Origin of the sequence: Streptomyces sp. CB02400 (assembly GCF_001905725.1) — a bacterium.
Lineage (GTDB): Bacteria > Actinomycetota > Actinomycetes > Streptomycetales > Streptomycetaceae > Streptomyces > Streptomyces atrovirens.
This window is the reverse complement of the sequence record NZ_LIWB01000010.1, coordinates 109226-121113: the sequence shown is the minus strand read 5'-3', so window position 1 is coordinate 121113 and position 11888 is coordinate 109226. Positions and strand designations below refer to the sequence as shown.

General features: G+C 71.9%; 11 protein-coding genes. 4 read left to right on the top strand and 7 right to left on the bottom strand.

Annotation, left to right across the window (positions count from 1 at the left end; translation table 11 throughout):
* Positions 1 to 216: 216 nt before the first annotated feature.
* From AMK33_RS23750 to AMK33_RS23740, 3 genes are all read left to right on the top strand, one after another.
* Positions 217 to 2226 (top strand): beta-galactosidase, encoded by a 2010-nt coding sequence (locus AMK33_RS23750; RefSeq protein WP_073934964.1) that lies wholly within the window; start codon positions 217 to 219, stop codon positions 2224 to 2226.
* Positions 2227 to 2318: 92 nt separating this feature from the next.
* Complete coding sequence (locus AMK33_RS23745) at positions 2319 to 3380, top strand: right-handed parallel beta-helix repeat-containing protein (protein ID WP_073934963.1); 1062 nt, start codon at positions 2319 to 2321, stop codon at positions 3378 to 3380.
* Between the two features lie 49 nt (positions 3381 to 3429).
* On the top strand, positions 3430 to 4458 hold the full coding sequence (locus AMK33_RS23740; protein WP_073934962.1) for a methyltransferase: 1029 nt from the start codon (positions 3430 to 3432) through the stop codon (positions 4456 to 4458).
* A 75-nt stretch (positions 4459 to 4533) separates the two neighbouring features.
* Here the strand turns inward: AMK33_RS23740 and AMK33_RS23735 are convergent, their stop codons facing one another.
* The 7 genes from AMK33_RS23735 to AMK33_RS23705 form a co-directional block, all read right to left on the bottom strand.
* Complete coding sequence (locus AMK33_RS23735; protein WP_073934961.1) at positions 4534 to 4869, bottom strand: TcmI family type II polyketide cyclase; 336 nt, start codon at positions 4867 to 4869, stop codon at positions 4534 to 4536.
* A 36-nt stretch (positions 4870 to 4905) separates the two neighbouring features.
* Complete coding sequence (locus tag AMK33_RS23730; RefSeq protein ID WP_073934960.1) at positions 4906 to 5388, bottom strand: SRPBCC family protein; 483 nt, start codon at positions 5386 to 5388, stop codon at positions 4906 to 4908.
* Positions 5389 to 5390: 2 nt separating this feature from the next.
* On the bottom strand, positions 5391 to 5651 hold the full coding sequence (locus tag AMK33_RS23725; RefSeq protein WP_073934959.1) for an acyl carrier protein: 261 nt from the start codon (positions 5649 to 5651) through the stop codon (positions 5391 to 5393).
* Positions 5652 to 5678: 27 nt separating this feature from the next.
* Complete coding sequence (locus AMK33_RS23720; protein ID WP_073934958.1) at positions 5679 to 6923, bottom strand: ketosynthase chain-length factor; 1245 nt, start codon at positions 6921 to 6923, stop codon at positions 5679 to 5681.
* Positions 6920 to 8188, bottom strand: coding sequence for a beta-ketoacyl-[acyl-carrier-protein] synthase family protein (locus tag AMK33_RS23715; RefSeq protein WP_073934957.1), 1269 nt, complete (start codon positions 8186 to 8188; stop codon positions 6920 to 6922). The genes AMK33_RS23720 and AMK33_RS23715 overlap by 4 nt, the downstream gene beginning before the upstream one ends.
* Positions 8185 to 8652: a cupin domain-containing protein gene (locus AMK33_RS23710; RefSeq protein WP_073934956.1), complete on the bottom strand. Its 468-nt coding sequence runs from the start codon at positions 8650 to 8652 to the stop codon at positions 8185 to 8187. The genes AMK33_RS23715 and AMK33_RS23710 overlap by 4 nt, the downstream gene beginning before the upstream one ends.
* A gap of 69 nt (positions 8653 to 8721) precedes the next feature.
* The gene (locus AMK33_RS23705; protein ID WP_073934955.1) at positions 8722 to 9846 is read right to left on the bottom strand and encodes a SchA/CurD-like domain-containing protein; all 1125 of its coding nucleotides are present in this window, start codon (positions 9844 to 9846) and stop codon (positions 8722 to 8724) included.
* 235 nt (positions 9847 to 10081) lie between these two features.
* Here AMK33_RS23705 and AMK33_RS23700 point away from each other — a divergent pair, with 235 nt between their 5' ends.
* The gene (locus AMK33_RS23700) at positions 10082 to 11878 is read left to right on the top strand and encodes an FAD-dependent oxidoreductase (protein WP_073934954.1); all 1797 of its coding nucleotides are present in this window, start codon (positions 10082 to 10084) and stop codon (positions 11876 to 11878) included.
* Positions 11879 to 11888: the final 10 nt, after the last annotated feature.

Here is an 11888-nt window from a genome sequence, read left to right as displayed (position 1 = left end):
CGGCCCCGTCCGTTTCCCGTGCACGGCGGCTCCCGGACGCCGCCCACCGCAACCCTGGCCGACGCGGCGGGAGATGGGACGATGGAGATCCACTTCCCCGACGGACACCACGGGCGGGTGCCGCAGCCACATATGCGCCAGCCACATGTGTGGTAGCCACACAGCCGGCCCACGGGAAGCCCACGGGAAGCACAGCCCTCCGGAAGGACGGAACACATGCCCACGCACCGCCCCTGGCCGCTCCAGGTCCCCGGCCTCGGATACGGAGGCGACTACAACCCCGAGCAGTGGAGCCGGGAGGTCCAGCTCGAGGACATCGAGCTGATGAAGGAGGCCGGCGTCAACCTCCTCAGCGTCGGCATCTTCTCCTGGGCGATGCTCGAACCGCGCGAGGGCGCTCATGACTTCGGCTGGCTCGACACCGTACTGGACCGGCTGCACGCCGCGGGCATACGTGTCGCCCTGGCCACCGCCACGGCCTCCCCGCCGCCGTGGCTCACCCGCAAGCACCCCGAGATCCTGCCCCGCAGGCCCGACGGCACCGTCCTCCACCAGGGCTCCCGCCAGTCGTACGCCGTGTCGTCCCCCGTGTTCCGCCGGTACGCGCTGCGCATGACGCGCCTGATGGCCGAGCGGTACGGGCAGCACCCCGCGCTCGCCCTGTGGCACGTCGACAACGAACTCGGGTGCCACGTCCCCCACGACTACTCCGACGCCGCGGCCGACGCCTTCCGCGCCTGGCTGGACAAGCGCTACGGCACGATCGACGCGCTCAACACGGCCTGGGGCACGGCCTTCTGGTCGCAGCGCTACGACACCTTCGACGACATCCTGCCCCCGCTCCAGTCGCCGACCTTCGTCAACCCCACCCAACAGCTCGACTTCTTCCGCTTCTCCTCCGACGAACTGCTCGCCCACTACCGCGAGTTGCGCGACGTACTGCGCGAGATCACCCCCGACGTGCCGGCCACGACGAACTTCATGATGTCGTCGGCCACCAAGTGGATGGACTACTTCTCGTGGTCCGCCGACATGGACGTCGTCGCCAACGACCACTATCTGATCGCCGCCGACCCGCGGGCCCACATCGAGCTGGCGTTCTCCGCCGACCTCAGCCGCGGGGTGGCCGGCGGCGACCCGTGGATGCTGATGGAACACTCCACCTCGGCGGTCAACTGGCAGCCCCGCAACCGGCCCAAGGGCCCCGGCGAGATGCTGCGCAACTCCCTCACCCATGTGGCGCGGGGAGCCGACACCGTGATGTTCTTCCAGTGGCGCCAGTCCGCCGCCGGAGCCGAGAAGTACCACTCCGCCATGGTTCCGCACGCCGGACGCGACACCGACGTCTTCCGCGACACGGTGGAACTCGGCAGACGGCTGGGCGTCCTGGCCCCGGTACGGGGCAGCAGGGTCCGCGCGGACGTGGCCCTCGTCGTCGACTACCCGTCCTGGTGGGCCGTCGAGACCGAGGGCCGGCCGAGCGGCGTGCTGGACTACCAGGCGGAGGTGCAGCGCTGGTACCGGGCGCTGTGGGAGCGCGGCGTCACCGTCGACGTCACCTCCGTACACAGTGATCTGACCGGCTACCGCGCCGTGGTCGTACCCACCCTGTACACCGTCACGGACGCGGACGCCGACCGCGTCGCCGCCGCCGCGCGGGCCGGCGCCTCCGTGCTGATCACCTTCTTCAGCGGGATCGTCGACGAGAACGACCACGTCCGGCTCGGGGGGTACCCGGGCGCCTTCCGCGAGCTGCTGGGCGTACGGAGCGAGGAGTTCCACCCGCTGCGGGAGGACGAGGTCCTCACCCTGGACGACGGCAACCGCGCCGACCTGTGGGCCGAGAAGACCCACCTGACCGGAGCCGAGGCGGTACGCACCTGGGCCGACGGCCCCCTGGCGGGCGGGCCGGCCGTCACCCGGCACACCGTCGGCGAGGGCGCCGCCTGGTACGTCGCCACCCGGCCGGACGCGGCGGGCACCGCCGGCGTCGTCGACGCGCTCCTGGCCGAGGCGGGCGTCACCGCGGAGGTCCCCGGCCTCCCCGCGGGAGTCGAGGCCGTACGCCGGCACGCCGACGACGGCTCCCGTTTCCTCTTCCTCGTCAACCACACCCCCGACCCCGTCGACGTACCGGCCCGCGGGCGCGAACTGCTGCACGACCACGACGTCGACGGACGGTTCGTCCTGCCGCCGGGGGAGGTCGCCGTCGTCCACGAGAGATGAGCCGGCCGGGTGATCACCCGTCGAGCGGGGGCATCGGCCCACCCGGGTGATCACCGGTGGCGGGGCCCCACCCCCGCTCATAGCTTCGGCTCATGAACAAACGACACATCGCCCTTCTCGCCTGTACCGCCGCCGCCGTGGCCGCGGGGCTGGGAGCCGCCCCGTCGGCCCACCACCCGACCGTGCACCGCGTACAGCCCGGCCAGTCGATCCAGAAGGCCGTGGACGCCGCGAAGCCGGGGGACACCGTCCTCCTCGCCCCCGGCACCTACCGGCAGAGCGTCGACATCAAGAAGCCGGACGTGACCCTGCGCGGCCACGGCGCCGGACGCACCGTCCTGGTGCCCGCCGAGGAAGCCGGCAAGAGCGCCTGCGCCAAGGCGGGCAACGGCATCTGTGTGACCGGCACCGACAAGAGCCCCGTCGAGAACGTCACCGTACGGTCCCTGACGCTGCGGGGATACGCCGAGAACGGGCTGTGGGCCACCGGCACCGACGGGCTGGAGGTCAAGTACGTCCTGGCGGAGAAGAACGGCCAGTGGGGCATCGCCGAGGAACGCTCCGTACACAGCGTGCTCAGCCACAACCTCGTCCGGAAGAACGGCGACGCCGGACTGTTCGTCGCCAACACCGTCGACACCGAGGAAGGCGCCCGGGACGCGGAGAAGACCGTGATCAGCCACAACCGGATGGCCGGCAACCGCGTCGGCGTCACCGTGCGCCGGCTGCGGAACCTGACCGTCGACCACAACGAGGCCACCGGCAACTGCGCCGCCGTCTTCGTGGTCGGCGACGAGTCGAAGCCGCGCGCCGGCGACCTGAGCGTGACGCACAACTACATCCACGCCAACAACAAGTACTGCCCCAAGACGCCCCGGCTGCCCTTCCTGCAGGGCTCGGGCATCGTCCTCACCGGCGCCGAGGAGACCCTGGTCGCCTACAACCGGGTCGAGGACAACAAGGGCACCTCCCCGCTCTCCGGCGGCATCGTGCTCTTCAAGAGCCTCGTCGGCGCGCCCAGCGAGCGCAACGAGATCCGCGACAACCTGGTGACCGGCAACAGCCCCGCCGACCTGGCCGACCGGGACACCGCCGAGAACAACACGTTCAGCCACAACACCTGCACGCTCTCCGAGCCCGCGGGCATGTGCTGACCCGCCCGCCCCACCCCCCGACTGCACGACAGCAGAAGCGAGGCAACGGATGACCACCGTTGATCCGGCTCCCCCGCCGCCCATGCGGCTGCGGGAGCTCGTTTTCGGGGCGGCGTGCGCCGCCGCCGTACGCGCGGCCGTCCGCCTGGGCGTGGCGGACGCGCTGGACGACACCCCCATGACCGTCGACGACCTGGCGACGGCGGTGAAGACCCAGCCGCACACCCTGCGGCGGCTGCTGCGCGCCCTGTCCTGCCAGGGCGTCTTCGCCGAGAACCCCGACGGCACCTTCGAGCACACCGAGATGTCCCGGCTGCTGCGCGAGGACGACCCGCACAGCCTGCGGTACATCGCCCTGTGGTGCACCGAACCGTGGACCTGGAACGTCTGGCCGCGGCTCGACGAGGCGGTGCGCTCCGGCCGGGGCGTCTTCGAGGACGTGTACGACCGGGAGTTCTTCACCTACCTCAACGAGTCCGCCCCCGAGTCCGCCCATGTGTTCAACCGTGCCATGACGACGTCCAGCGAGCAGTCCGCGCGCGACGTGGCCCTGCTGCTCGACCTGGACGACGCCTCCTCCGTCGTGGACATCGGGGGCGGCCAGGGACACGTCCTGGCCAGCCTCCTGGAGAAGCACCCCCACCTCCACGGCACCCTGCTCGACCTGCCGGGCGTCGTCGAGAACGCCGACCCCCGGCTGCGCCGGGGCGGCTCGCTCGCCGGCCGCGTCGACATCGTGGCCCGGGACTGCCGCGAGGGCGTCCCCGTCCGGGCGGACGTGTACATCATCAAGAACGTCCTGGAGTGGGACGACGACAGCACCCGCCGGGTGCTCGCGGGCGTCCGCGCGGCGGCCCGGCCCGGGGCCCGCGTCGTCGTCATCGAGAACCTCGTCGACGACACCCCGTCGATGCGGTTCACCACCGCCATGGACCTGCTGCTGCTCCTCAACGTCGGCGGCGCCAAGCACACCCGGCAGAGCATGGTCGACCGGCTGACCGACGCGGGCCTCGCCATCGACGGCATCAGCCCGGTCAACGCCTATCTGCACGCCTTCGAGTGCACCGTCCCCGGCTGACCGAGGGCGCGCCGACAACCCCGAGGCCGCCGGCTCCGCGACTGACGCGGGACCGGCGGCCTCGGGGTTTCCCGCTCAGGAACGGGCGCCGCTCTCCCAGCGGTAGAAGCACTGCGCCATGGCGTCCTTGGGGCTGCGCCACGTGGCCGGGTCGTACGGGCTGACGTACGCCTCCAGCCGCTCGCTGATGCTGCGGAACTCGGGGTGTCCGGCGACCTTCGCGATCGCCGGCGCGGGGTCCTGCTCGGCCTCGATGAGGTGCAGGTACACGTCGTCGCCGAACTGGAAGAGGCTGCGCCGGCTGACGCCGACCAGGTGGGGGAGTTCACCCCGGTCGGAGGCGGCGAACACGTCGGCGATGTCCGGCGCCGAACCGGGCTTCATCCGGGCGACGATGAGGGCGTGGTGCATGGGGGCTGTCCTTCCTTTGACCGGGCGGGCCGGCGCTCAGCGCGAGGACGCGACGGACGCGCTCTCGCTGTCGCGGGCGACCTGCTCGATCCGGTCCCGGATCAGGGCCATCTGCGTACGGGAGTTGCGGTTGATGTTGTCCGTCATCCAGTCGTCGTCGACCGGGGCGTCGGGCTTCATCGCGAAGTCCTGGACCCAGCGCATCTGCACACCGCCCGGCAGCTCCGCGTACTCCCACAGGATGTCCATGTGGGCGAACGGGCCCGTCTCGACCCGGCGGGCGCGGACGGTCCGCCTCTCCCGGTCCGGGGTGCGCTCCGACACCCAGCTCCACACCTTCCCGTTCTCGTCCGGGTGCATGGTGAGCCGGAACGTCGTCGTGGCCCCCTCGCGGGAGAGGACCTCCACGGACGCGTACTCGCTGAACAGCCGCGGCCAGTTCTCCAGGTCGTTGGTCATCTCCCACACGAGGTCGAAGGGAGCGTCGATGGTGATGCTGTTCTCGGTGTGTCCGGCCACTTTCAGGCTCCAGCCGTGAGGGTGCTGTTGACGAGGTTCAGGAACTCCCGCGGCGTCCGGCAGCGCTCCGAGTCGGGGGGGAGCGACGCGCCGTACCGGTTCTCCAGCTCGCCGACGATGCCCAGCAGGCCGAGCGAGTCGAGGCCGAAGACGTCGAAGGGGGACTCCGCGGAGTCCTTCAGTTCCTCGGGGTCGACGGTGATGCCGGCCGCCTGCTTCATCAGCGCGGCCAGCTCGTCGAAGGTCACTTCGGTGGTGATCATGGGTGACTGCTCCTTCCCCGCCCGTTCCTACCGGGCGGAATCGTCACCGCGGCGCACGACCAGCGCCGCGTTGGAGCCCATCAGTCCCCTGCTGAGGACGAGGGCGGTGCGCAGCTCGGCGGGGCGAGCGTGCGACATCACCAGGTCGAGGTCGTGGCAGATGTCGAACACGTTGGGCGTCGGGGGCACCTGGCCGTGCTCCATGGCGAGCACCGCGGCCACCGTGTCCAGCACGGGCGCCGCGCAGTGGGCGCGGCCGATGCCCGTCTTGGGCGCCGTGACCGGGACGCGGGTGCCGTGCGCGCCGAGCGCGTCGGCGATCGCCAGCGCCTCGGCGCGGTCCGCCGCGGGCACGCCCATGGCGTCGGCGAACACGACGTCGATCTCCTCCGGCGCGCAGCCCGCCTCGTCGAGGGCGCCGCGGATCGCGCGGGCCAGGCCCTCCCGGGACTCCGCCCAGCGGGAGGCCCCGGTGAACGTGGCGGCGTGGCCGGCCACGGTGGCCCGTACGGGCACTCCGCGGTCACGGGCACGGAACTCGTCCTCGACGACGAGCAGCGCGCCGCCCTCGGCGGGCACGAAGCCGCACGCCTTCTCGGTGAACGGGCGGTAGGCGCGGTCGGGGTCGTCGAGGGTGCTGAGCTCGGGGTAGCCGAGCTGGCACACCATCGAGTACGGGGCCAGCGGCGCCTCCGTGGCCCCCACGACCATGACGTCGGTGCCGCGGCCCACGGCCCGGCTCGCGTGCGCGAGGCAGTCCAGACCGCCCGCCTCGTCGCTCGCCACCACCCCGCAGGGTCCCTTGAGGCCGCCGCGGATGGAGATCTGGCCGGTGCTCGCGGCGTAGAACCAGGCGATGGACTGGTAGGGGCCGACGAACTTGGAGCCCTTCCCCCACAGTTTCTGCAGCTCGCGCTGGCCGAACTCGCCGCCGCCCGAGCCGGCGGCGGTGACCACGCCGACCGAGAACGGATCGGCGGGTTCGCCGCCGAGTCCGGCGTCGTCGAGGGCGAGGGCGGCGGCGGCCATCGCGAAGTGGCTGAACCGGTCGGTCTGCACCAGGAACCGGTCCTCGACGATGGCCGCCGGGTCGAAGGCCCGGACCTCGCCCGCCACGCGGAGCGGCAGATGGTCACAGCCCTCGCGGCTGATCAGATCCAGCACGCTGAGGCCTTCGCGGACGGACTTCCAGTAGGCGTCGGTCCGCAGTCCGTTGGGCGCGACCACACCGATGCCGGTGACGGCCGCGCGCCCGGGGCGCCGATTGCTCATCGTGTCCTCCCACCCGGCCCGGACAGCAGCACCGCGGACTGGAAGCCGCCGAATCCGCTGCCGACGGAGAGCACATGGTTCAGCTTCCGCGGGCGGGCGGTGCGCGGCACGTAGTCCAGGTCGCACTCGGGGTCGGGGGTCTCGTAGTTCGCCGTGGGCGGCACCACCTGGTGCTTCAGCGCGAGGACGCAGGCGACCACCTCGATCGCTCCGATCGCGCCCAGCGAGTGCCCCACCATCGACTTGATGGAGCTCATGGGCGTCTCGTGGGCGTGCGCGCCCAGGGACCGCTTCACGGCGGCCGTCTCGTGCCGGTCGTTCTGCCGGGTGCCGGAGCCGTGCGCGTTGACGTAGTCGATCAGCGTGGGGTCGATACGGGCCTGGTCGAGCGTGGTGTCGATCGCCCGGGCCATCTCCAGTCCCTCACTGGTCAGACCGGTCATGTGGTAGGCGTTGCCGTAGGTGGCGTAGCCGCTGATCTCGCAGAGGATCTCCGCGCCGCGGGCCCGCGCGTGCTCGTACTCCTCCAGGACGAGCACGGCCGCGCCCTCGCCCATCACGAAGCCGTCGCGGTGGGCGTCGAAGGGCCGGGAGGCGTGCTCGGGGTCGTCGTTGTTGGGCGACGTCGCCTTGATGGCGTCGAAGCAGGCCATCGTGATCGGTGAGATCGGCGAGTCCGACGCCCCCGCGACGCAGACGTCGGCCCGGCCCTCGGCGATGGTGTGGAAGGCGTAGCCGACCGCGTCGAGCCCGGAGGTGCAGCCGGTGGAGACGGTCTGCACCGGGCCCCGGGCGTCGAACCGCTCGGCGACGACCGAGGCGAGGGTGCTCGGCGAGAACGCCAGGTGCAGCTTGGGCTCGGCCTGCCGGTGGTCCACGTCCCAGCGCCGGCCCCGCTCGCTGACCAGCACGTAGTCGTGTTCCAGCCGGGTGGTGCCGCCGACCGCGCTGCCCAGCGAGACCGCGGTGCGCCACGGGTCCATGGTCTCGGTGTCGAGTCCGGAGTCGCGCACGGCCTCGGCGGCGGCGACCACGGCGAACTGGATGTACCGGTCCGCGTGCTGGCACAGATCCGCGTCCAGGCCGTGCTCGAACGGGTCGAAGTCGCACTCGGCGGCTATGCGCGAACGCAGACCCGCCGGATCGAACAGGGAGATGCCGCGGGTCGCGGTGCGGCCGGCTGTCAGAAGATCCCAGAACGCCGTCGCTCCGATGCCGCCGGGAGCGACCACACCTATACCGGTGACGGCCACTCGCCGGGTCATTTTATGGCCTCGCTCGGCTCGGCCGACCGGCCGATCTCGGGACCGCCGACCGTCAACTGCGGCCCGGTGGAGGCGCTTTCGGTCTCCTCGGTGTCGACGTGGCCGAGACTCGGGTGCGGGGCGAGCGGGCCCAGGTGGAACACCATGCGGGCCTCCTGGTCGCCGACGTTGCGGAAGCGGTGCCGCATGTCGATGGGGATCATCAGTCCCTGCTCGGCGCGGAGCGCGAACGGCTCGCCGTCCAGGTCCACTTCGAGCGCGCCGCTGACCACGTACACGAACTCCTCGGAGTACGGGTGGTAGTGCTCGCCGATGCGCTCACCGGGCTTGATGATCGCCAGGCCCATGAAGCCGCTGGTGGAGCCCACGGTGGCCGGGGTGAGCAGGGTTCTGAGGTCACCTCCGCGCCGTCGGTTGGGTTCCGTCTCGCTCAGGTCCACGATGCGTGGATGCTGCTTGGACATGGTTGTTACCTCCGGGTGTGCCGGTGACGTCCGGGCGTCCGCGGTCGCGGACGTCACCGCGGTGGACCGTCAGGAATCCGCGGAGCTGCGGTCGGTGACGGGCATCATGTCGGCGTGCGCCAGGAGCCGGTGCAGGGTGCGCTCCGAGTCCAGGGAGCCCTCGACGCCGATCGCGGCGCCGTCCAGGAGACGCTCCAGCTCGGCCGCCCCGCCCGGGGCCTTGACGCCGAGGGCGGCGGCGGGGTCGAGATCGAGCTCGTCGGTGACGTCGATCATGCGGACCACGACGTCGTCGCGCTGGAAGACGGTGCTCGCGTACACCGGGCTGTCCGGGTCGTTCGCCGCGGCCTCGTCCTGGTGGGCGAGGAACCTGGCCAGCTCCAGGCCGCGGTCCGCCACGGCCGGGTAGTACAGCATGTGCCGCCGCAGTTCGGCGGGTTCCGGACGGCCGGACGCCACGTGCTGCATGGCCGGGAGCGCCGCCCGGGTGAAGAACACCCGCGCGGAGTCGGAGTCGGACAGGTCCCGGTCCTGCTCCAGATAGGGGTTGATGGCCTCCTCCACCGCCTGGACCTCGGGCTGGCTGGCCACGTGGCACAGGGTGGCCAGCAGGTCGCCCTCCACCTCCACGGCCCGCACGACGCGGTTGCCGTGCATGAAGAGGGAGGTGCGGTGCAGTCGCGTGGTGCCGTTGATGCGCGTCTCGGGCGCGTCGTAATTGGCCAGGATGTCCACGACCTTGGACTCGGAGCCCGGCTTCACGGTGAAGGTGAGGGCGTGGCGGGTGATCCCGGCGCCCACGCGCGCTGCCTTCTGCAGGCTCGCCCGCGCGACCTCGGTGGTGAGCGGCTGGTCCGGGTGGGTCTCGCGCAGGACGCTGTAGCGCATCGACCGGGTGTCCCGGACGCAGCTGTGCATCGGCCGGACGATCTGGATGTGCTCCTCGCTGTTCACCCATGCGAGGAACGGCAGGGCGCTCTCCCACTCGCTGGTGATGAGCCACTGCGAGGGGTTCTCGATCGACTGGCACAGTTGGTCACTGATGTGACCGGGGACGGACGCGACCTTGTTGCGCATGTGCTCGTACGCGTCGAGGAACTGCTCCTGGGCCCCCTCGTACAGGTCGAGCAGCAGGATCACCCGCAGCCTCGAGCCGTCGAACGCCGACTGCGATATGCGTGCCGACATGGTCATCCGGCGCACCTCTCCTCTTCGTCGGAAGGTCGGGAACGACCGCCGTGCCCGTCGAAGGGCCGGGGTCGCCATGAGTCGATCGTTGACGCGTCCTTCCGGTGCGCGCGAGCGACACGGGGCAGGTGGGTGAACCGCGTGCCATCCGGGTGCCGCCGGGACGCGAACGGTCCCGCACCGGGCATGAAAGGTGCGTCCCATCCCACAGCCCGTCGAGGGCGACGCTGGAGGCGTTTCAATGAATCGATCGGATACGGCCGGCCGGGCGGATCACCGCACGCCGGTCCTCATCGTCGGCGGTTCCCTGGTGGGCCTGTCGATGTCCCTGTTCCTGGGACGCCTCGGCGTGCCGCACACGCTCGTCGAACGTCACGCGGGCACGTCGATCCACCCGCGCGGGCGGGGGAACAACGTACGCACCATGGAGCTGTTCCGGGCGGCCGGGGTCGAGCAGCGCATCGGCCGGGCCGCGTCGGTCCTGGCGGAGAACCACGGCATCTGGCAGACCCCGAGCCTGGCGGGTGACGAGGGCGAGTGGCTGCTCCAGGAGATCGACCCCGGTGGCGGGCTCGCCCGCTTCAGCCCCAGCGGGTGGTGCCTGTGCAGCCAGAACGACCTGGAACCGGTGCTCCTGGAGGGAGCCCGGGAGCTCGGCGGGGACCTGCGCTTCGGGACGGAGATGCTCTCCTTCGACCAGGACACCGAGGGTGTGACGGTGCTGGTCAAGAGCCGGGAGACCGGCGAGCACACCAGGATCAGGGCGGACTACCTCGTCGCCGCCGACGGCCCGCGCAGCCCCGTCCGCGAGTCGCTGGGCATCGGACAGAACGGTCCGGGCGACCTGTTCCACAACGTGAGCCTCACGTTCACCTCCCGCGACCTCGCCGGCGTCGTCGGGGACCGGCGGTTCATCGTCTGCTACCTGACCAACCCGGAGGCCGACGGGGCCCTGCTGCCGGTCGACAACCGGGAGCACTGGGTGTTCCACGCCCCCTGGCACCCCGAACACGGCGAGACACTCGAGGAGTTCACCGACGAGCGGTGCGTCGCCCACATCCGCAAGGCCGTCGGCGTGCCGGACCTCGACGTGGAGATCACCGGCCGGGCCGCCTGGCACGCCGCCGAGCGGGTCGCCGAACGGTACGCCGACGGCCGGGTGTTCCTGGCCGGCGACTCGGCCCACGAGATGTCGCCCACCGGGGCGTTCGGCTCCAACACCGGCATCCAGGACGCCCACAACCTCGCCTGGAAGCTGGCCGCCGTGCTCGGCGGCTGGGCCGAGCCCGGCCTGCTGGAGTCCTACGACGCCGAACGCCGGCCCGTCGCGGAGGCGACCAGCGCCCGTGCCTCCTCCCGCTCGAGCGAGCACAGCCACCCCGGCTACACCCCGGCCCCCGGTGCTCCCGCCCTCGGCGCCCCCGCACCCGGCGGTCCCGGAGCCGGCGGTCCCGGCGGACCTGGTGGCCCCGGCGGTCCGAGGGCCGGTGGTCCCGGAGCCGGTGGTCCCGGTGGTCCCGGAGCCGGTGGCCCCGGTGGCCCCGGCGGCCCCGGGATGAAGCCGGGCGGCATCCTCAACGTGGCGCTCTGCTACCGCTACCCGCGCGGCGCGGTCCTGGGCGCCGACCCGGCGACGCCGGTCATCCCCGACGGGGTGATGCTGACCGGCGAGCCCGGCAGCCGCGCCCCGCACGTGTGGCTGGACCGCTCCGGCACCCGGATCTCCACGCTCGACCTGTACGAGCGGTCGTGCGTGCTGCTGAGTTCCGCGGACGGCGCCTGCGACTGGCACACCGCGGCGGCGAAGGTCGCGAAGGACCTGTCCGTACCGCTCGACGCGTACCGGGTGGGCGACGGCCCCGACGCGGAACTGACCCCCGAGGACGGTGCCGACTGGGCCGGGGCGCACGGGATCACCGCGGACGGCGCGGTACTGGTCCGCCCCGACGGCTTCGTCGCCTGGCGCTCCGAGGGACCCGCACCGGACCCGGCGGCGGTGCTGCGGGAGGCCGTCACCACCGTCCTGGCACGGAACTGACGCGGGAGCG